At 71.2% G+C, this 20,363-nt stretch carries 17 protein-coding genes; 13 read left to right on the plus strand and 4 right to left on the minus strand.

Annotated features, from left to right (window positions below; translation table 11 throughout):
- The first annotated feature begins 43 nt into the window (after positions 1-43).
- The 4 genes from MHW47_RS06410 (at position 44) to MHW47_RS06425 (ending at position 7,592) form a co-directional block, all read left to right on the plus strand.
- Positions 44-2,998, plus strand: a complete 2,955-nt coding sequence (locus tag MHW47_RS06410; RefSeq protein ID WP_239221671.1) for a lantibiotic dehydratase — start codon at positions 44-46, stop codon at positions 2,996-2,998.
- Positions 2,995-4,266: a lanthionine synthetase C family protein gene (locus MHW47_RS06415; RefSeq protein WP_239221655.1), complete on the plus strand. Its 1,272-nt coding sequence runs from the start codon at positions 2,995-2,997 to the stop codon at positions 4,264-4,266. The genes MHW47_RS06410 and MHW47_RS06415 overlap by 4 nt, the downstream gene beginning before the upstream one ends.
- A 22-nt stretch (positions 4,267-4,288) precedes the next feature.
- The gene (fxlM, locus tag MHW47_RS06420) at positions 4,289-6,370 is read left to right on the plus strand and encodes a methyltransferase, FxLD system (RefSeq protein WP_239221656.1); all 2,082 of its coding nucleotides are present in this window, start codon (positions 4,289-4,291) and stop codon (positions 6,368-6,370) included.
- A 73-nt stretch (positions 6,371-6,443) separates the two neighbouring features.
- Positions 6,444-7,592: a hypothetical protein gene (locus tag MHW47_RS06425; protein ID WP_239221657.1), complete on the plus strand. Its 1,149-nt coding sequence runs from the start codon at positions 6,444-6,446 to the stop codon at positions 7,590-7,592.
- Positions 7,593-7,817: 225 nt separating this feature from the next.
- On the opposite strand, the gene MHW47_RS06430 is transcribed toward MHW47_RS06425, so the two are convergent.
- From MHW47_RS06430 to MHW47_RS06440, 3 genes are all read right to left on the minus strand, one after another.
- Positions 7,818-9,275 (minus strand): catalase, encoded by a 1,458-nt coding sequence (locus MHW47_RS06430; protein ID WP_239221658.1) that lies wholly within the window; start codon positions 9,273-9,275, stop codon positions 7,818-7,820.
- A gap of 217 nt (positions 9,276-9,492) precedes the next feature.
- The gene (locus MHW47_RS06435; protein ID WP_239221659.1) at positions 9,493-10,392 is read right to left on the minus strand and encodes a 2-hydroxy-3-oxopropionate reductase; all 900 of its coding nucleotides are present in this window, start codon (positions 10,390-10,392) and stop codon (positions 9,493-9,495) included.
- 38 nt (positions 10,393-10,430) lie between these two features.
- Positions 10,431-11,276, minus strand: a complete 846-nt coding sequence (locus tag MHW47_RS06440) for a TIM barrel protein (RefSeq protein WP_239221660.1) — start codon at positions 11,274-11,276, stop codon at positions 10,431-10,433.
- Positions 11,277-11,500: 224 nt separating this feature from the next.
- Between MHW47_RS06440 and MHW47_RS06445 the strand changes: the two genes are divergently transcribed.
- The 8 genes from MHW47_RS06445 (at position 11,501) to MHW47_RS06480 (ending at position 18,705) form a co-directional block, all read left to right on the plus strand.
- Positions 11,501-12,670, plus strand: a complete 1,170-nt coding sequence (locus MHW47_RS06445; RefSeq protein ID WP_239221661.1) for a lactonase family protein — start codon at positions 11,501-11,503, stop codon at positions 12,668-12,670.
- Positions 12,671-12,751: 81 nt separating this feature from the next.
- Positions 12,752-13,003, plus strand: a complete 252-nt coding sequence (locus tag MHW47_RS06450) for a thiamine-binding protein (protein WP_239221662.1) — start codon at positions 12,752-12,754, stop codon at positions 13,001-13,003.
- On the plus strand, positions 13,000-13,377 hold the full coding sequence (locus tag MHW47_RS06455; protein WP_239221663.1) for a helix-turn-helix domain-containing protein: 378 nt from the start codon (positions 13,000-13,002) through the stop codon (positions 13,375-13,377). Before MHW47_RS06450 ends, MHW47_RS06455 begins: the two co-directional genes overlap by 4 nt.
- Positions 13,378-13,554: 177 nt before the next feature.
- Positions 13,555-14,064, plus strand: coding sequence for a 2-oxo-4-hydroxy-4-carboxy-5-ureidoimidazoline decarboxylase (gene uraD, locus MHW47_RS06460; RefSeq protein WP_239221664.1), 510 nt, complete (start codon positions 13,555-13,557; stop codon positions 14,062-14,064).
- A gap of 19 nt (positions 14,065-14,083) precedes the next feature.
- On the plus strand, positions 14,084-14,476 hold the full coding sequence (uraH, locus tag MHW47_RS06465) for a hydroxyisourate hydrolase (RefSeq protein ID WP_239221665.1): 393 nt from the start codon (positions 14,084-14,086) through the stop codon (positions 14,474-14,476).
- Between the two features lie 7 nt (positions 14,477-14,483).
- On the plus strand, positions 14,484-15,407 hold the full coding sequence (pucL, locus tag MHW47_RS06470) for a factor-independent urate hydroxylase (RefSeq protein WP_239221666.1): 924 nt from the start codon (positions 14,484-14,486) through the stop codon (positions 15,405-15,407).
- A gap of 172 nt (positions 15,408-15,579) precedes the next feature.
- On the plus strand, positions 15,580-16,977 hold the full coding sequence (locus MHW47_RS06475) for an 8-oxoguanine deaminase (RefSeq protein WP_239221667.1): 1,398 nt from the start codon (positions 15,580-15,582) through the stop codon (positions 16,975-16,977).
- Positions 16,978-17,256: 279 nt separating this feature from the next.
- Entirely contained in the window at positions 17,257-18,705 is a 1,449-nt protein-coding gene (locus MHW47_RS06480; protein ID WP_239221668.1) for a nucleobase:cation symporter-2 family protein, read from the plus strand.
- 58 nt (positions 18,706-18,763) lie between these two features.
- On the opposite strand, the gene MHW47_RS06485 is transcribed toward MHW47_RS06480, so the two are convergent.
- Positions 18,764-19,588: a chitosanase gene (locus MHW47_RS06485; protein ID WP_239221669.1), complete on the minus strand. Its 825-nt coding sequence runs from the start codon at positions 19,586-19,588 to the stop codon at positions 18,764-18,766.
- Between the two features lie 61 nt (positions 19,589-19,649).
- Here MHW47_RS06485 and MHW47_RS06490 point away from each other — a divergent pair, with 61 nt between their 5' ends.
- Entirely contained in the window at positions 19,650-20,333 is a 684-nt protein-coding gene (locus tag MHW47_RS06490) for an alpha/beta fold hydrolase (RefSeq protein WP_239221670.1), read from the plus strand.
- Positions 20,334-20,363: the final 30 nt, after the last annotated feature.

The following is a 20,363-nucleotide window of genomic DNA, read 5'->3' on the forward strand; positions in this document are numbered from 1 at the left end:
CCCTGACCTCGATGACCCGTCGCCCGGTGGCTCATCCGCCCGCGTGGCGTGGTTGCGTACGGTCTGGGCGGACGAGGACATCGCGGAAGCACTTCGATACTCCAGCCCGGCCCTGGCCGCTCAAGTGGAAGCCTTGTGCACCGTCGCTCGTCCCGCCCACCGCGATGTGCGGCGCGCTGCGTTGTCCGTCGCCCGCTACCTACTGCGTGCCCAGCACCGGGCGACACCCTTCGGCCTGTTCGCCGGAGTGGCCGCTGCGGAGTTCGGCCCCCAGGCGCGGGCGGACTGGGGTGAGGAGCATCAGCCCGTTGGCCGTGCAGGAGCGGAGTGGGTGGCCGCACTCGTCGCACAGCTCGAATCATGCCCGGAACTCCTCGAACGCCTGTCGGTGGTTGCCAACAACACCGCGACGTGCCGGGGGGATCGGCTCGTCGTGCCGTTCCAGTCCGACGTTCAGGACGATCGGGCTCACGCGGTCGAGACTTCCCTTGCCTTGACCGCACCAGTGCGCTTGGTCCTTGCCGAGACCCGACTGCCCATCCGGTTCGGCAGCCTCGTGGACAAGGTCCGGGCGGATTTCCCCGATGCCGGCCCCGGCAAGGCCCGCGAACTGTTGACGAAGCTGATTCGAACAGGGGTGCTGATCACGAACCTTCACGCTCCGAGCACCGAGACCGACGCCCTCGCACATCTGGTGGACAGGCTTGACGCGGTGGAGGCAGGCGACCTCGCCCCCGTGGCGGCGACCGTTCGAGAAGCGCGCACGATCCGGGCCGACCTGGGGAAGGGCGCCACGGCCGGGGACCGGAACAGCGTCGCGGCGCGGATGCGCGACCTCGTTCCCGGCATAAGCAGCCATCCCGTCGCGCTCGACCTCCGCCTGAACGCACACGTCACTCTTCCGGAAGCGGTCGCCCGCGAGATCGAGAGGGCTGCTCTCGTTCTGACCCGGTTGAGTACCCGCCCGTACGGAACCGCCGCTTGGAGCGCTTACCACCAGCGGTTCTACGAGCGGTACGGGATCGGCACGATGGTGCCGCTCACCGAGGTCATCGCGGACAGCGGCATCGGCTACCCCGATGGCTACGCGGGTGCTCCGGCCGGTGCACACAGGCCCCGCGTCTCCCCTCGGGACGACGCTCTCGTACGGCTTGCCCAAACTTCCGCACTCGACGGCCTTGACGAAGTGATTCTCACAGAGGAACAAATCCAGAACCTGGACGTGGGGCCTGACAAGCCTCGCCTGCCACCACACCTGGAGGTGGGATTGCGGGTACACGCTTCCGGCCTGGAGGAACTGCAGCGCGGGCGGTTCCGGTTGGAAGTCTTGAGCGTGTCCCGCGGTGCCGGCGTCTCCACAGGCAGATTCCTCGCAGTGCTGGACCCCGCCCACCGACAGGCCCTGGCTGCCGAACTCGCCGATCTTCCGGCCGCCGACGGAAACACCGTGCCCGCGCAGCTGTCCTTCCCGCCCCTGCTGCCCTCAACTGCCCACGTCACCCGTGCCCCGCAAATCCTGCCCACAGTGATCAGTCTCCAGGAACACCGCACCCCGCAGGATGCCGTCCTTACCCCGGAGGACTTGGCGGTGGGCTGCGACGGCCGCCGTATGTACCTCGCCGTTCCCGAGCGTGGTCACCGTGTCGAGGCCATCGGGATGCACGCGCTGAACCTCCGCACCCACACCCCGCCTCTGGCGCGGTTCCTCACCGAACTGGCCCGCGCCCAGTGCGCGCAAGTCACCACCTTTGACTGGGGAGCCGCAACGGCCATGCCTTTTCTGCCACGCGTGCGGTACGGCCGGACCGTGCTGGCCCAAGCCCGTTGGCGGCTGGAGGCGTCCGAACTGCCGGGTCGTGCCCACTCTCGGGCCGAGTGGGACGCCGCGCTGAGGAACTGGCAGGCTCGGCGAAGGCTGCCGCGCCGCGTACATCTCGCAGAGGATGACCGGCGACTGTTCCTCGATCTCGGCGAGGTCGGACATCGTGCGCTGCTGCGCAGACACCTGGAACGTACGCGCTTTGCCGTACTGGTCGAGGCGCCCGAGCCGGCCGCGTACGGCTGGTGCGGTGGTCGAGCCCACGAGGTCGTGGTGCCGCTCAGAACCACCGGACCGTCGTCATGGCCGCCCCTTCCAGCCCCCGGCCGAGCCCGCATGCTGGCTGCGGACCAAATGCAGACACCCGGCTCTTCCCCGGTGCTTCTGGCGTCGCTCTACGGTGACCCCCGCCGTCAGGACATCCTTCTCTCCCGGCATGTGTCCGGTCTCCTCGAACAGCTCGGAAACCCGCCGTGGTGGTTCATCCGCTTTCGGGACCCTGACCCACACCTCCGGGTGCGCATCGCTCTTTCCGGCCCGGAAGCATTTGCCGATACGGCCCGAGCAGTCAGTGCCTGGGCCGACGAGCTACGCGGCAACGGCCTGCTGGCCGACCTGCGCTATCCCACCTCATACCGGGAGATGGGCCGCTGGGGCGCAGGCGCCGCATGGGAGGCGGCCGAAGAGGTCTTCCGGGCGGACTCGCGCGCCGTCCTGGCCCAGCTCAGTCAGCCTCGGCGTCCAGGACCACGCACACTGATGGTGGCGCACATCATCGCCATCGCTTCCGCCTTCCTCGGCGGTACCGCGGCCGGAATGCGGTGGCTGATCGACCACATCTCTCCGCACGCGCCCGCTCTCGTACCACGCCCTCAATTCGCCGACGCCGTACGGCTCGCCGACCCGTCGGATGCCTGGGCTGCTCTGCGCAGTGTTCCGGGCGGAGCGGACATCGTGTCGGGATGGGCCGACCGGGATGCGGCGCTTGCCAGGTACCGATTGCATCTGCCCGGCCCGGACACTCAGGGCGTCGCCCCGGACGACGTCCTGACCTCGCTTCTGCACGTTCACTTCGTCCGCCACATCGCGGTGAACTTTCCCGAGGAAGAGGTGTGCCTCTACTTGGCGCGCGCAGCGGCCCTGGCCTGGACCGCTCGCACCCAGAGGAGGGCACAGTGACAGCCCACCCCGCGCTCGGGCTGGTCGACGCCGTCGCCACCCGGCTCGCCGACCCCGGCTCCGCGCCACGCGTCTGCGGCACACAATCCTGCGGGCGGCAGCACCTTGCGTACGGACCGCCCGGAATCGCCCTCTTGCACATCGAGTTGGCCGCGAACGGCCTCGGGCCGTGGCGGCGCGCCCACGATTGGCTGGCCGCGGCCTCCCGTCAGCCGCTCACAAGCGGTCCGGACAGCCACCCGTTCTACGGTCTACCTGCCTTCGCCCATGCCCTGGCCTGCGCCGCAGACCAGCTACCCAGCTCCTACCAGCGCGCCCTCGACGTGGTGGACAAGCGGATCGCCGTCGATACCCAACGCCGTCTCGACGCCGCACACCGCCGTCTCGACGCCGGACGTCTGCCCCAGCTCGCCGAGTTCGACGCCATCCGGGGTATCACCGGGTACGGGGCCTACCTTCTGCGCCGTGATCCCGGCGGCTCCACGATGCGTGCTGTTCTCGACTACTGCGTGCGCCTCACCGAACCCGTCACCCACCAGGGTGAGCCCCTCCCCGGCTGGTGGACCGAGACAGGGCCGTCGGGCACCTTGGACCACCGGTTCCTCGGCGGACACGCCAACACCGGCATGGCACACGGCATCGGCGGCGTGCTCGCGCTGCTGGCCCTCGCCGCTCGCAGTGGCCACATCACCGGCGGGCATCACGCGGCTCTACGCACCATTCTGGCCTGGCTGGACCGCTGGGCACGGCGGACCGACGGCCAACCCTCCTGGCCATACTGGGTCACTCGGAGCGAGCTGCGCAGTGAGCGTCTCGAGACTTCAATGCCCAGTCGGCCCTCTTGGTGCTACGGCACTGCCGGACTTGCCCGCGCCCAGCAACTCGCCGCGTTGGCCCTCGGCGATACGGCCCGCCGTCTGGATGCGGAGAACGCGCTCGTGGCCGCCCTCACCGACCCTGAGCAACTGAATGCCACGACGGACCACGGCCTCTGCCACGGCTTCGCCGGTCTCGCGCACACAGCCGCGCGCACGGCCGTCGACGCCCACCCCGTGACTGCCGAAAAACTGCGCGCGGCGATTCCTGCCCTCCTGGCCGCCGCCGTCCCTTCGGGCACCCACTTCCACGACATCGCCATGGCACTCAAGCGGGGAGACGGGGGAGACGGCCTGCTGGACGGCGCGGCCGGCACGGCACTGGTCCTCCTCGCGCACGGATTGGCCACACCACCCCGCTCTGCCTGGGATGCATGCCTGCTCACCTCTTGATCTCACCGACCGAAAGGCCCCGATGCCTTCCGACCGCTGGCAACAGCACAACATCACCTGGGCCGATCGCGAGATCGCCCGGCGCACCATCGCCCAACGTATGGGCCCTGTGCTGGCCCAGGCCGAGTCCAATGACCAGCTCACCGGCTGGTGGTTCATGAACAAGCAGCCTTGGCCGCTGCGCTACGTCGCCGACGAGCCCGCGCCGACAGTCGAGGCACTTCTGAGCGAGCTCGTCGGCAACGGGGTGGCCGTGTCGTGCGTGCCCTGCGCATACGAGCCCGAGACCGAAGCATTCGGCGGGACCGAGGCCATGGACGCCGCCCACGATCTGTTCCACATCGACTCGCGTCATCTGATCGGCTATCAGCCGGGCCCCAGGCACCTGGGGCGCCGGGAGACTGCCGTCCTGCTGGCGAGTGTGATGATGCGCGGTGCTGGTCTCGACTGGTTCGAGCAGGGTGACGTATGGGCAAGGGTCACGGCTCTGCGCCCGGCCGCCGAGCCACCACCATCCGGACGAGTCGCAGCGCTGACCCCGGCCATGCGAAAGCTCATGACCGTCGACGCGCACAGCCTCTGCCGCCTGCGCGGTCCGCTGTACGAGCACCAGGAGTGGGTGACCGCCTTCGAACGGGCCGGGGCCAGGCTTGCCGGCCTCGCCAACCGGGGCGTCCTCAGCCGTGGCCTGCGTGCCGTCATCACCCATCACGTGATTTTCCACGCCAACCGCGCCGGTCTCCTTCGGGACGATCAGAGCGCCCTGTCCCACATCGCACGAGAGGTAATCATGGGAACGAGTGACCACACCGAGTTTCGCGCTGAGACTGCGGCCGACATCGCTAGCGTCGGCGTGGTGAATACCGACACGAGCACCACTTCGACGGGGATCGCCGACCGCCTTCGGAACGTTCTGGTCGACCGGCTCCAAGCGGACGGGCATGCTCGGAAGCCCGCTACCGAGGCGGCGTTGCGTAACGTTCCCCGCCACGTGTTCGTACCCGATGCGACGCTGGAGGACGCGTACGCCAACGCACCCGTGCACATCAAGTACGACGCAGACGGCACGTCCCTCTCCTGTGCCTCGCAGCCAGGTGTCGTCGCTCTCATGCTTGATCAGCTCGATGTCCAACCCGGTGAGCGCATCCTCGAACTGGGCGCGGGAACCGGCTACAACGCCGGTTTGCTCGCCCACCTGGTCGGCGAGTACGGGCATGTGACCACCCTTGATGTCGACGAGGACCTGGTGGAGGGGGCTCGCGCCCACCTTGCCGCTGCCGGTATCGGGAACGTCGAGGCCGTCACGCGTGACGGTGCTCTGGGGTACGTCGAGGGAGCCCCGTACGACCGGATCGTCGCCACCGTCGGCGCGCACGGTGTACCGCATGCCTGGTTGTCGCAGCTCGCTCCCGAGGGCCGACTTCTCGTCCCGCAGCGGCTCAAGGGCACCGTTGCCCGGTCCATCGCCTACGAGCAGCGGGACGGTCGGTGGGTGTCCCTCGGCAGCGAGATGAACACCTTCATGCCGCTGCGGCGGGGCATCGCCGACGATGACCGTCGGGTGATCCCGCTCAGCGCGGACGGGTCCGTGCGGCTCCAGGCCCCCGCAGCTCTCGACATCGACGCCGACGCCCTCGCCGGTGTGCTGGACCGGCCGCGTACCGAGGAATGGACCGGTATGACGGTACGCGCCATGGAGTCGCCGGAGTGGATGGAGCTGTTCGTCACCTGCTCCTTGCCTTCCGGGCTGGTTCGGATGCTGTTCCCCCGGAGTGCCAAGGGCACCCTGCTGACCGAGGACCCCTATCCCTCGTCCACCGCGGCCGTCGAGAAGGGGGCTGTCGCCTACCTTGCCCGGCGCCTGTCGCAGGACAAGACGCCCGAGGGCGGCAAGCTCTGGGAGTTCGGTGTCATCGGGCACGGTCCCGGCAGCGGTGAGCTGGTCGCGAGGGTGGCGGACGCCATCCGTACCTGGGATCGCCACTACCGCGACCGCGAGGCCACGTTCGAGATCCAGCCGCTCGACGCGCCGGACATCGAGCCGGGCCCCGGCCTCTTCGTCCTCGGTACGCCGCTGAACCGCATCGTCGTCGACTGGCGGTGACCCACCACGAGGAGACGACGGCGCCCGGCGGGCTCCGTCGTCCCTCCTGGCTCGCACACATACGGGGGTATTCATGGACCCGCACGGACGCCTCGCCCGGCGTTTCCCACTCGTCGCCCGATTCCGGCCCGCCTGCCTGCCACTGCCCGAGCGCGTGACCAGCCTGGTCGACCTGGCCCGGAGCGCGGTGAGCAAGAACGACCAGGGGCTCGCATCGGCTGCCTTCAACCAGGCCGCGCTTCTCGCCTCCGACGTCGGCCTTCCCGATCTCGCCCGCGAGTTGTGTCACTGGCACGCCGCCGCCTACCTCCACGCCTGCCCTCTCCCCGGCGCGGCCGCGATTCGGGGGCTGGAGCCGGTCGTCAACCTGGCCCGCCTCCAGATCCGGGCAGGCCGCGCGGACGAGGGGCGGCGGCGACTGCTCGACTTGTACGAGGCCGTCCGGGGCGGTGCGGGCGCCCGTTTCGAAGGCATCCCAGTACCCCCGAACCTCACGGCGACCGGTGAAGAGCGAGAGGAAGTACGCGCGTGGCTGTGGCGCGTACTTCTGGCGGACGGCACGCGCACCCTCACCGTGGAAGGGCGGTGGGCGGAGGCGCTGGCACATATCGAGGCCCACCACGGCATCGGAAGACGGATGCTCGACGGTCGGCAGGTCGCCGTGCTCGCCGCCCTGACCACGGGTGACACCGCGCGGGCAGCCCTCCTCCTCGCCGACACGATGCCCGGCGAACCCTGGGAGCAAGCCGTCACGGCCTGTCTGACCGTTCTGTGCCACCGCGATGCCGGGCAGCCGGTCGGTGCTGCGGACTTGGTGAGCGTCTGCCTCGGCCGGAATCCCGAGCCCGGCATGACCGTCTTCGACACCCGCCTCGGGCTCACGGTCATGGACACGATCGGATATGCCGAAACGCATGCTGCACACCGCACCGTTGAACACCTCCACCGCAGGGCGATGAGTGCTCAGGACGGCTACGCGGCTCGCGAGAACCTGGCACACCCCTTGTTCACGGCGTTGGCCACTGACCGGCAGCTGGAGGACTGCCGCGCGTTGGTGCGTGCTTGCGCCCTCGGCGCACGGGCCTTGCCGGAGGACCTGGAAGACCGACTGAGAGGGGCTCTGCACACCAGCGCCGACGTGATCCGGGCAAGCGTCACGAGTTGCGCCGGTGGAGGGCTGTGGCGAGCCACACGGGCTGGCGGGCGCGACTCGGAGGCGTAGCCCCCCGCCGTACTCCACGCCCTCGTTCGGGGGGAAGGGAGGACAACAGGGGCCGCGGCGGTGGCGCGAAGGGGGGCTGCACGGGCCTTCGGGTCTGGTGACCGGGCCGCCCTCCCGCGTACCACCGCACTGGCATCGTGCCACCGCCGCGACCCCGGCCTGCCCGCGTCGCGCACTACCCCTCATCCGGGTGGACGCGTCGGCGTGGGCAGGGTCCGGGGGAGGTCAGTCCTCGCGGAGGGCGCGGACCGCCTCCTCCACGCGCTTGCCGTACTCGGGGTCGGCGGCGTGGAAGTGCGCGATGTTCTTCTCGATCACGTCGTCCCGGGAGACCTGGGACAGGCCGCCCGCGATGTTGGCGATGAGCCGGTCCTTCTCCTCGGCCGACATCAGCCGGTACAGCTCGCCCGCCTGGAAGAAGTCGTCGTCCTTGCTGTGGGCGGGCGCCTCGTGGGTGCCGGTCCAGCCCTGCACGGGGAGCGGGGCGGAGAGCGGGGCGTCCGTCTGGGCGGGGCCCGCGTACGAGTTGGGCTCGTAGTTCTTGTCGTGGCGCGAGCCGTACCGCGTGGCGTGGAGGCCGTCGCGGCCGTAGTTGTCCGCGGTGGCGGCGCGCGGCGCGTTCACCGGGAGCTGGGTGTGGTTGATGCCCAGGCGGTAGCGCTGGGCGTCCGCGTAGGCGAACAGGCGGCCCTGGAGCATCTTGTCCGGGGACGGCCCGATGCCGGGCACGAAGTTGTTCGGCGAGAACGCGGCCTGCTCGACCTCCGCGAACACGTTGTCCGGGTTGCGGTCCAGGACCAGCCGGCCCACCCGCTGGAGCGGGTAGTCCGCGTGCGGCCACACCTTCGTCACGTCGAACGGGTTGAAGCGGTAGTCCGCCGCCTCGGCGGCCGGCATCAGCTGCACGTACAGCGTCCAGGACGGATTCATGCCGCGCTCGATGGACTGGAGGAGGTCCGTCTGGTGCGAGTTGGCGTCCTTGCCGACGAGTTCGGCGGCCTGCTCGGCGGAGAGCGAGCGCACCCCCTGGTTCGTCTTGAAGTGGTACTTCACGAAGTGGGCCTCGCCCGCCGCGTTCGTCCACTGGTAGGTGTGCGAGCCGAAGCCGTTCATGTGGCGGTAGGAGGCGGGGATGCCCCGGTCGCCCATCAGCCAGGTCACCTGGTGCGTGGCCTCGGGGGAGTTGGCCCAGAAGTCCCAGACGTTGTCCGGCTCCTGGCGGCCCGTGAACGGGTCGCGCTTCTGCGAGTGGATGAAGTCGGGGAACTTGATCGGGTCCTTGATGAAGAAGACCGGGGTGTTGTTCCCGACGAGGTCGTAGTTGCCCTCGTTCGTATAGAACTTGACGGCGAAACCGCGCGGGTCGCGCACCGCGTCCGCGCCGCCCAGCGAGTCGGCGACCGTGGAGAAGCGCAGGAACGTCTCGGTGCGGCGCCCCACCTCGGAGAGGAAGTCGGCGCGGGTGTACGCGGTGACGTCGTCGGTCACCTCGAAGTAGCCGTACGCGCCGGAGCCGCGGGCGTGCACCACGCGCTCCGGGATGCGCTCCCGGTTGAAGCGGGCGAGCTTCTCCAGGAGATGGCCGTCCTGGAGGAGGATCGGGCCTCCGGCACCCGCGGTGGCGGAGTTCTGGTTGTCGGCGACCGGGGCGCCGGACTCGGTCGTAAGCACACGCTGCGTCATGGTGTCGGGGCGACCTTCCGTACGGGAGCTGCTGGAACTGCGACGGCCGTGGGCCGGAGTGCGGGTGTGTCCGGGAGCGTAGGGAGGCCCCGAACCCGACGTCAACAGTTTGTTGAAATTCTTGGGGGAGTGGTGTTCCGGACGGTGCCGGCGCCTGGGCGCGACAGGACAGGTGTCAGCGCCGGCACCGCCCGGAAGTCTGGAGAGGGGCGAGCGGTCAGTCCCTCAGGGGCACGCCGGAGAGGCGCTCGACCCCGCGCAGCAGCGCCGAGTGGTCCAGGCCGCCGTCGCCCTGGGCGCGCAGCGAGGCGACCAGTTGGGCGACCACACCGCCCACCGGCAGCGCCGCGCCGACGTTGCGGGCGGCGTCCGTCACGATGCCCATGTCCTTGTGGTGCAGGTCGATCCGGAAGCCCGGTGCGAAGTCGCGGCCCAGGAAGTTGTCCTTCTTGCGGGTCAGGACCGTCGAGCCGGCCAGGCCGCCGTTGAGGACGTCCAGCGCGGCCGACAGGTCCACCCCGGACTTCTCCAGGAAGACCACGGCCTCGGCGCACGCCTGGATGTTCACCGCGACGATCAGCTGGTTGGCGGCCTTCACCGTCTGGCCGGAGCCGTGCGGGCCGCAGAGCACGATCGTCTTGCCGAGCGCTTCGAGCAGCGGCTTCGCGGCGTCGAAGTCGGCCTGCTCGCCGCCCACCATGATGGACAGCACGGCCTCGATCGCACCGGCCTCGCCGCCGGACACCGGGGCGTCGAGGACCCGGACGCCCTTCTCGGCGGCGTTCTTCGCGAGGTCCACGGAGGTCTGCGGGGTGATCGAGGACATGTCGATCAGCAGGGCGCCGCGCCTCGCGTGCGCCAGGATGCCGTCGGGGCCGTACGCGATGGCCTCGACCTGCGGGGACGCCGGCACCATCGTGATGATCACGTCCGCGTCGCGCACCGCCTCGGCGATCGAGGAGGCGCCGGTCCCGCCGGCCGCGGCCAGCCGGTCGATCTTGTCCTGCTCCAGGGTGTAGCCGGTGACGTCGTAACCGGCCTTGATCAGGTTCTCGGACATGGGCGAGCCCATGATGCCGAGTCCGATCCACGCAACCTTGGGGAGGTTGTCACTCATGAGGGTGCCTTCCGATCGGCGTGTGTACGGGGGGCTCCTCAGGCCCGTGCGGCGGGGCGCGCGGCGGGCGGGAGCCAGTCGAAGGACTCGGCGCTGGGGCGGTCGCCGGGCTTGTACTCCAGCCCGACCCACCCCTCGTAACCGGCCTTCGCCAGCTCGTCGAGGAGCTGCTCCAGGGGGAGCGAGCCGGTGCCGGGCGCGCCGCGGCCCGGGTTGTCGGCGATCTGGACGTGACCCGTCCGGTCGGCGTACGCGGCGATGACCTCGCTCAGGTCCTCGCCGTTCATCGACAGGTGGTACAGGTCCAGCAGGAACTTGGCGTTGCCGAGGCCGGTCGCGGCGTTGACCCGGTCCACGACCTCGATCCCGGCCGGGGCGCTCACCAGCGGATAGTGCGGCGACTCCGGCGCGTTCAGGGTCTCGATCAGCAGCACCGCGCCGATCCGGTCGGCGGCGCGGGCGGCCAGCACCAGGTTCTCCAGGGCGAGTTCGTCCTGGACGGCCGGGTCCACGCCGTCCACGCGGTTGCCGTAGAGCGCGTTGAGCGCCCGGCAGCCCACCGAGGCGGCGAAGCCGGCCGCCACCTCGATGTTGGCGCGGAAGCGGTCCGACTCCTCGCCGGGCACGGACAGCGCGCCGCGGTCCGGGCCGGGGAGCCGGCCGGCGTAGAAGTTCAGGCCCACCAGCTGGGTGCCGGCCTCGTCGAGCGCCTTCCTGAGCGCGTCGAGTTCGGCCTGCTCGGGGGTGGGGGTCTCGATCCAGGGCCACCACAGCTCGACCGCCGTGAAGCCGGCCGCGGCGGCTGCCGCGGGACGCTCCAGGAGCGGGAGTTCCGTGAAGAGGATCGACAGGTTCACATCGAAGCGCTGGTCCGGGTAGCCCATGAGGGGTTCGGCGCTCCTTCCGTATTGCGGAAGTTTGTTTCTGCTTAACGGAAGATTGCCCGGCGGGTGGCGAGGCTGTCAAGGGGTGTCCGCGACTCGGGCCGACAGATCGGTCCTGTTGTTGCGTCCTGCGCAATGGCCGGTGCGTGTCTTGCGGGCGGATGCGGAGGCGGCCACTGTGGCTGACACATCGACGCGACCGACCCCCCCACGAGGTGCTTCGCATGACGTCCCCCACCAGCCGCCGCACCCTGCTCGGCGCCCTTCTCGCGGGCGGCGCCCTCACCGCCGCCCCCGGCATCGCGCGCTCCGCCGGCCACCCCGCGACCACCCGCCCGCCACGCCCCGCCCGGCCCGCGGCCCTCCGCACCGGCACCCTGTTCCTCGGCACCTACACCCCGGCCGGCCCCGGCATCGGGGTGGCCGCGTACGACAGCGCGTCCGGGCGCATCACCGCCCGCACCCCCGTCACCGGCGTGCAGAACCCCTCGTACCTCGCCCTCCACCCCACCGGCGGCACGCTGTACGCCGTGAACGAGCAGTGGAGCGGCGGCGTCACCGCCGTCGCCCTCGGCGGTGACGGCACCTTCCGGGTCCTCGGCACCCGCTCCACCGGCGGCTCCGGGCCCTGTCACCTCTCGGTGCACCCGAGCGGGCGCTGGCTGCTCACCGCCCACTACACCTCGGGCAGCGTCGCCGTGCACCCGCTCGCCGCCGACGGCTCCATCGGGGAACGCACCGACCTCGTCGCCCACACCTCGCCCGCCCCCGGGCCCGGCCAGTCCGGCCCCCACGCGCACCAGATCGTCACCGCGCCCGACGGCAACCACGTCCTCGCCACCGACCTCGGCAACGACACGGTGTACACCTACCGGCTCGACCAGGCGCGCGGCACGCTGCGACAGCTCTCGTACGCGCGACTGCGGCCGGGCGCCGGACCCCGCCATCTGGCCTTCCACCCGGGCGGCCGCCACGCCTACCTGGCCTGCGAGGTCGACAACACGGCCGTCGTCTGCGGCTACGACCCCGCCACCGGCCGGCTCACGCCGGGCGCCCCGCAGTCCACCGGCACCGGCGCCGCGACCAGCTACCCCGCCCAGTTCCTGGTCACCGCCGACGGCCGGTTCGCCTACCTCGCCAACCGGGGCCACAACAGCATCGCCCGGTACGCCGTCGAGGGCGGCGGGGCCGCGCTGCGCCTGCTCGACACCGTGCCGGCCGGGGGCGACTTCCCCCGGCACACCGCGTTCTCGCCGGACGGCACCCTGCTGTTCGCCGCCAACCAGCGCTCCGGCACCGTCACCGTCCTCCGGGTCGACGCGGCCTCCGGCGCGCTGACCCCGGCCGGCGCCCCGTACACCGCGCCGTCGGCGGTCTGCGTGCTACCGCTTTAGGCCGCGGGCGCGCGGGCGCTAGGGTCGAGCCCGAGCCGCGGGGGGCCGCCCCGGACGCGGCGGACGCAGCAGGGAGGCACCATGCGCTTGAGGGTGGAATTCACCACCGAGCCCTTCGATCTCGACGAGGCGCCCGCGCACGCGGTCGTCGCCCGCGAGGTGATCCAGTCGGCCGAGCTGGACGCCGTGGACGTCGGGCCGTTCGGCAACACGGCCGAGGGCGGCGCCGACCAGGTGCTGACCGCCGCGGACAGCCTGCTGCGGCAGGCGCTGGCATCGGGTGCCACGCGGGTCTCCCTCCAGGTCAACGTCATCGGGGAGGACCCGAAGTGACCGGACCGGGGGACCACCCCCTCGTCGCCGCCGTGAAGCCGCTCGCCGACGCGATGGGCGCCGAACTGGTCGGACCGGACGAGGCGCGCGCCGACGACGTGGTGCTGGCCTGGGAGGGCCGGGACGTGGTGGCGGTCCGGCTGCCGCAGCTCTCGGAGTCGCTGGACCACATCCTGGCCGCGATGGAGCGCCGGCACGGCATGCCGCTGGCCGAGCTGGACCGCAAGGCCAAGCAGGAGGCCGTCCGGCTGCTGGAGGCACGCGGTGCCTTCTCCGTACGGCACGGCGTCGAGACCGTGGCCGGCGCCCTGGGGGTCTCCAGGTTCACCGTCTACAACTACCTGAACAGGGAAAACGCCGCCAAGAGCGGGTAGTTGGGCCGCTCCTGCGCGGGTGGCCGACAGGTGAGCGGAAGGGCCGCCGTCCGGACGACCGGGCGGCGGCCCTTTCCGTGAACGGAATTTCAACAAACTGTTGACGTCGTGTTGCCGAGGGCGTTAGCTATCCGCAGCCCGACCAACGCACAGCGAGGAACAGCCACGGAGGCTCCCGTGACTTCGAGCTCCACGCCGGGCCTCGCCCGGTTCAACACCCTGGCGGACAACGAGGCGGCCGCCGCACTGCACGAGGTGTGCGCCAGTGCGGCCTGGGCACGAGCGATCCTCGCCCACCGCCCGTACGCCACCACCGAAGCCCTGCTCTCCGCGAGCGACACCGCCACGGCGGCACTCGGCGCGGACGACCTGGCCGCGGCCATGGCCGGTCACCCCCCGATCGGCCGGCCCGTGCCCGGTGACCCGACCTCCTCCCGCGAGCAGCGGGGGATGGCCGGGGCCTCCGAGGAGCTCAAGGCCGAGATGCTCGAACTCAACCTGGCCTACCAGGAGCGGTTCGGACACGTCTTCCTGATCTGCGCCACCGGCGCCACCGGTGAGCAGATGCGCGACGCGGTCAAGGCGCGGCTCGGCAACCCGCCCGAACGGGAGCGGGGGATCGTGCGCACCGAACTGGGCAGGATCAACCGCATCCGCCTCACCCGCCTCGTCACGGAAGACGCGTAACAGAAGGAGAGTGAAGGGCTTGAGCACCTTCGCCACCGCATCGGTGTCCACCCACATCCTGGACACCAGCATCGGCCGCCCCGCCGCGGACGTCCCCGTCTCGCTCGCCGCCCGCTCGGGCCGCGACGCGGACTGGGTGGCCCTCGGCGGCTCCGCGACCGATGCGGACGGGCGCTGCAAGGATCTGCCGGCCCTGCCGGAAGGCACCACCCACGTACGGCTCGACTTCGAGACCGAGCCCTACTTCACCGCCAAGAAGCAAGCCGAGGCGCAGCAGGACGCCCCCCGCGTAAGGGACAGCGGCGCGTTCTTCCCGGAGGTGGCGATCACCTTCGCCGTCACTCCGGGCGAGCACTACCACGTACCGCTGCTGCTCAACCCGTTCGGCTACTCCGTATACCGAGGGAGCTAGCAGACACATGCCCACGATGCTCGGCCAGAACCAGTACGGCAAGGCAGAGACCCGCGTCCTCAGGGTCGTGCGGGACGGCGACACCCACCACCTCAAGGACCTGAACGTATCGGTCGCCCTCTCCGGCGACATGGACGACGTCCACTACTCCGGCTCCAACGCGCACGTCCTGCCCACGGACACCACCAAGAACACGGTGTTCGCCTTCGCCAAGGAACACGGCATCGACTCCGCCGAGCAGTTCGGCATCCACCTCGCGCGGCACTTCGTGACCTCGCAGGAGCCGATCCGGCGGGCGCGCATCCGCATCGAGGAGTACGCCTGGGACCGGATCGCCACCTCCGACGCCAACTCCCGCTTCATCGGCGCCGACGAGGTCAAGCACTCGTTCGTCCGCCGGAACCAGGAGATCCGCACCACCCAGGTCACCTTCGACGGCGAGGGCTGGCAGGTCATCTCCGGGCTCAAGGACCTGACCGTGCTGAACTCGACCAACTCCGAGTTCTGGGGCTACGTCAAGGACAAGTACACGACGCTCAAGGAGGCGTACGACCGCATCCTCGCGACCGACGTCTCCGCCCGCTGGCGCTACAACTGGACCAGCGACGAGCAGCGCATGCCGAACTGGGAGAAGTCCTACCAGCAGGCGCGCAAGCACATGCTGCACGCCTTCGCCGAGACGTACTCGCTCTCGCTCCAGCAGACCCTGTACCAGATGGGGTCGCGCATCATCGAGCACCGCAGCGAGATCGACGAGATCCGCTTCTCGCTCCCGAACAACCACCACTTCCTGGTGGACCTGGAGCCGTTCGGCCTCAAGAACGACAACGAGGTGTACTTCGCGGCCGACCGCCCGTACGGGCTCATCGAGGGCACCGTCCTGCGCGACGGCGTCGAGCCGCAGATCCCCGTGGACCTGACCAACCTCTGACGCGGCACCACGCCGGCGCCCGCCCGTACCGTCGCGGACGGGCACCGGCCGGGCCGCAGGGACGCACCGAGCGTTCCGCCACCCTCTCGGCACCCACGGCCGCACCGCCGTGGCACTCAAATCTCCCCAGGGTCCTGCCGTGCCCACATCCCGGAAGAGAGAAGGAAGCACCATGGCAGCACCGGCAGCACCCGGCCGGGTGGAACGCATCGTCATCGAGAACTGCGCGATCGCGACCGTCGACGCCGCCGACACCGAGTACGCCTCGGGACACGTCGTCGTCGCCGGGAACCGCATCGAGTCCGTCGGCGCCGGCCGGGCACCCGAGGGACTGGAGAACGTCGTACGCCGGATCGACGGCACCGGCCACCTCGCCACGCCCGGCCTGATCAACACGCACCACCACTTCTACCAGTGGATCACCCGCGGCCTGGCCACCGACCACAACCTGTTCGACTGGCTCGTCGCGCTGTACCCGACCTGGGCGCGCATCGACGAACCGATGGTCCGCGCCGCCGCGCAGGGCTCGCTCGCCATGATGGCCCTCGGCGGCGTCACCACCGCCATGGACCACCACTACGTCTTCCCGCAGGGCTCCGGCGACCTGTCCGGCGCCGTCATCGGCGCCGCCCGCGACCTGGGCGTACGCTTCACCCTCGCCCGGGGCTCGATGGACCGCGGCGAGAAGGACGGCGGGCTGCCGCCGGACTTCGCGGTGGAGAGCCTGGACGACGCGCTCGCCGCCACCGAGGCCACCGTCGACGCCCACCACGACGCCTCCTTCGACGCGATGACCCAGATCGCCGTCGCCCCCTGCTCGCCCTTCTCCGTCTCCACCGCCCTCATGCGCCAGGGCGCCGAACTGGCCCGGCGCAAGGGCGTACGGCTGCACACGCACGGCTCGGAGACCGTGGAGGAGGAGAAGTTCTGCCACGAGCTGTTCGGCATGGGCCCGACCGACTACTTCGAGTCCACCGGCTGGCTCGGCGACGACGTGTGGATGGCGCACTGCGTCCACATGAACGACTCCGACATCGCCGCGTTCGCCCGCACCGGCACCGGCGTCGCCCACTGCCCCTCGTCCAACGCCCGCCTCGCCGCCGGCATCGCCCGCGTCCCCGACATGCTCGCCGCCGGCGTCCCGGTCGGTCTCGGCGTCGACGGCACCGCCTCCAACGAGTCCGGCGAACTCCACACCGAACTGCGCAACGCCCTCCTCATCAACCGCCTCGGCGCCCACCGCGAACGCGCCCTGAACGCCCGCCAGGCCCTCCGCCTGGGCACCCACGGCGGCGCCCAGGTCCTCGGCCGCGCCGCCCAGACCGGCTCCCTGGAGCCAGGCAAGCTCGCCGACCTGGTCCTGTGGAAGCTGGACACCCTCGCCCACGCCTCCATCGCCGACCCGGTCACCGCCCTCGTCTTCGGCGCCGCCGCCCCGGTCACCCTGTCCCTGGTCGACGGCAAGCCGGTCGTCGAGTCCGGCCGCCTGGTCACCGGCGACGAGGACGCCATCGCCCGCGCCACCCGCGACGAGGCCCGCCGCCTCGCGCGGATCGCCGCCGGAGCCTGACGGCCCCGCGACCGGCGACCCGAAACAGGCCGGACGAGGGGGACGGCCCTCGTCCCGGCCGCCGCGGACCCGAGCGGGGTCCGCGGCACCCGGGACGGGAGGCGCGCCGCACCCGCGCACGCGCCTCCCGTCTCCGGCGTTCCCAGCTGCCCGCACCAGCTGCGACCTGCCTCACCGCACCACCGCATGACACGGGGCCCGGTCCGGCGGACCCGGCCCCGCATCCACCTCCCTGACACCCACGTCACCGCAGACGTGTACCCGACCGGAGGAACCGCCGTGGCAGCTACGCCCAGGTTTCGCGACGACGCAAGTGCGACCCCCACCCCCGACGGAGAGCCGGCGACGGCACCGTCCGACCGCAAACATCCGGTCGACGAGACGCTCCCCCCGCTGAAGATGTTCACCAGCGGCCTCCAGCACGTGGCCGCGATGTACGCGGGCGTGGTGGCCCCGCCCATGATCGTGGGGCCCGCCGTCGGCCTCAGCGCGAAGGAGACCGCCTTCCTGATGGGGGCGAGCCTGTTCACCGCGGGCATCGCCACCCTGCTCCAGACGCTCGGCTTCTGGCGCATAGGCGCCCGGCTGCCGTTCGTCAACGGCGTCTCGTTCGCCGGAGTGACCCCGATGGTGGCCATCGGCAAGGACCGGGGACACGACGGGATCGCCGTCATCTTCGGCGCGATCATCGTGGCGAGCCTCCTCGGCTTCGTCCTCGCCCCCTACTTCTGCAAACTGGTCCGCTTCTTCCCGCCCGTGGTCACCGGCACCGTCATCACCCTCATCGGCGTCTCCCTGCTACCGGTCGCCTTCAACTGGTCCCAGGGCGGCAACGCGACCGCCGCCGACTACGGCTCCACCACCAACATCACCATGGCGGCGGTCACCCTCGTCATCGTGCTGGCGCTGCGCAAACTCCTGCGCGGCTTCCTCCAGCAGATCGCCATCCTGCTCGGCCTCGTCGCCGGCACCCTCATCGCGATCCCCGCCGGCATCACCGACTTCGGCGCGCTCGGGGACGCGGACGCAATCGGCTTCCCCACCCCGTTCCACTTCGGCGCCCCGCAGTTCGAGATCGCCGCCATCGTCTCCATGAGCATCGTGATGCTGGTCTGCATGACCGAGTCCACGGCGGACATGCTGGCCCTCGGCAAGATCGTCGGCCGCCCGGCCGACGAGCGGACCATCGAGGGCGGGCTGCGCGCCGACACCCTGGGCAGCGCCCTCAGCCCCCTGTTCAACGGCTTCATGTGCAGTGCCTTCGCCCAGAACATCGGGCTGGTCGCGATGACCAAGGTGCGCAGCCGGTTCGTCGTCGCCGCGGGCGGCGGCATCCTCATCCTGCTCGGCCTGGTCCCGGTGGCCGCGTCCGTCATCGCGCTGGTGCCGCTGCCGGTCCTCGGCGGCGCGGGCATCGTCCTGTTCGGCTCGGTCGCCGCCAGCGGCGTCCAGACCCTGGCCGGTGCCGCCCTGGAGAAGGGCGAGAACGCGCTGATCGTCGCCGCGGCGGTCGGCGTCGGACTGATACCGATAGCGGCGCCCGACTTCTACCACGCCTTCCCCAAGGACCTGCTCGTCGTGCTGGACTCGGGCATCTCCACCGGCTGCGTGGTGGCGATCGTCCTGAACCTGGCCTTCAACCACCTCGGCCGCACCCCGGACGCCGAGACCGCGACCGCGCCCGGCGGGCACGACCCGGCGAAGGCGATGGAGGCCGCCGCCCACTGACGTATCGTCGGAGGTTCGTGGCGCGTACGGGGGTTGGCCGTACGCGCCACGGGCGCGTTCAGCCGATGTGGTAGCGGTCGCCGTACACCTTCCAGTCCAGCGGCGGGTCCAGATCCAGGTTGCCCCGCTCCAGGAACACCCGCTGCGCGGTCTCCACCCGGCTGGTGTCGCTGTGCGCGGGCTCCTCGCGGATCGCGGCGACCCGGGAGTCCAGGAACGCGCCGAGGTACGCGGTCTCGTCCCCGCCCCCGGCGGGGGTCCGGGCCTCGGCGAGCGCCCGGTCGCGGATCGTCCGGAAACCGGTGGTGCCGTCCGCGTCGGCCTCCCCGTGCATCACGTACGCGTCGTAGTAGACGAACTGGCCCAGCGTGCCCAGGCCGTCCTGCCGCGCCCGGCGCACCGCCGGGTCGAAGTACGAGGCGTCCCGCTCGGCGTCCTGCGCCGCCCGGAACCGCGCGTCACCGGCCGCCGCCGCCCAGGCGCGGGTGAACGGGCCGCCGAGCCCCGTGTGCGCGTCGCTCCCCTTCACCTTCCGCAGCGCGGGCAGGAACCGCTCCAGCGCGTTGCCGGGCCGGGCCGCGGCGTACCGCTCGACGACCCGGAGCATGTCGCCGGTCCCGGAGCAGAAGCCGATGATGCCGCCCGTGTAGCCGCGCCCGTCCCCGATGTCCTCGATGTACTTGTACTGGGCCTTCCAGTCCAGCGTCGAGTTCTCCGCGCTGGCCACCAGCTGCATCGCGATGTCCTTCTTCACCGGATCGGCGAGCCCCGCTCCCCTTCCCTTGCCCCACGCCTCCCCGGCCGGGGCACAGCCGGCGAGCGCGACGGCGGACAGCAGGAGGGCGGCGAGCGGGGTGACCAGGGAACGCGCGGTGGGCTTCACCGCTCCAGCCTGCCAGGCCCGGCGGCGTGGAGCCCGCGCATTCGGCGGTAGCGTCGGGGGCATGGATGAACGGTCTGTGGTGGATGTCGGCGACGTGCGGCTGGCGTACCGGAGCTGGGGTGCCCCCTTCGGGTCACCCGTCGTACTGCTGCACGATGTCGGCGCGAGCGCGGCGAGCTGGGAGGCGGCCGGGAGCCTGCTGGGCGAGGAGTGGCGGGTGTACGCGATCGACCTGCGCGGCCACGGCGAGAGCGACTGGCCCGACGCGTACGACCTGGAGCTGATGCGCGACGACGTGCTCGGGTTCCTGGACGAGTGCGAGCTGGACCGGGTGGGCGTCGTCGGACACGGCATGGGCGGGGTCGTCGCCCACCTCCTCGCGCAGGAGCACCCGGACCGGGTGGAGCGCCTGGTGCTGGTGGAGACCCCGCCGCCGTTCCCCGGCACGGCGTACCCGGCGGCGTCCCCGGACGGGCCCGCCGACTACGACGAGGCGGTCCTCGCGTCGGTCGGGGCCGAACTGGCGGACCCCGACCCCGAGTGGGCGCGGGGCCTCGGCGAGATCGTCGCGCCCACGCTGCTGCTGGCCGGCGGGCCCGGCAGCGAGATGCCGCAGGGCCGGCTCCAGGACATGGCGGCGCTGATCCCGGACTGCCACCTGGTCACCCTGGGCGGCGGCCACCGCCCGCACGAGGCGGACCCGGAGCAGACGGCGCACCGGATCACGGAGTTCTTCACCAGCTGACGACGGCGGCCGGCGCGGCGCCCCCCTCCG

The organism is Streptomyces sp. OfavH-34-F (assembly GCF_022347745.1).
Taxonomy (GTDB): Bacteria; Actinomycetota; Actinomycetes; order Streptomycetales; family Streptomycetaceae; genus Streptomyces.

Coding starts and splice junctions, on each gene's coding strand:
- MHW47_RS06475 (WP_239221667.1), top strand. CDS start 15,580: ATGGCAGCACCGGCAGCACCCGGCCGGGTGGAACGCATCGTCATCGAG.
- fxlM (WP_239221656.1), top strand. CDS start 4,289: ATGCCTTCCGACCGCTGGCAACAGCACAACATCACCTGGGCCGATCGC.
- MHW47_RS06490 (WP_239221670.1), top strand. CDS start 19,650: ATGGATGAACGGTCTGTGGTGGATGTCGGCGACGTGCGGCTGGCGTAC.
- MHW47_RS06445 (WP_239221661.1), top strand. CDS start 11,501: ATGACGTCCCCCACCAGCCGCCGCACCCTGCTCGGCGCCCTTCTCGCG.
- MHW47_RS06450 (WP_239221662.1), top strand. CDS start 12,752: ATGCGCTTGAGGGTGGAATTCACCACCGAGCCCTTCGATCTCGACGAG.
- MHW47_RS06440 (WP_239221660.1), bottom strand. CDS start 11,276: ATGGGCTACCCGGACCAGCGCTTCGATGTGAACCTGTCGATCCTCTTC.
- MHW47_RS06430 (WP_239221658.1), bottom strand. CDS start 9,275: ATGACGCAGCGTGTGCTTACGACCGAGTCCGGCGCCCCGGTCGCCGAC.
- MHW47_RS06425 (WP_239221657.1), top strand. CDS start 6,444: ATGGACCCGCACGGACGCCTCGCCCGGCGTTTCCCACTCGTCGCCCGA.
- pucL (WP_239221666.1), top strand. CDS start 14,484: ATGCCCACGATGCTCGGCCAGAACCAGTACGGCAAGGCAGAGACCCGC.
- MHW47_RS06435 (WP_239221659.1), bottom strand. CDS start 10,392: ATGAGTGACAACCTCCCCAAGGTTGCGTGGATCGGACTCGGCATCATG.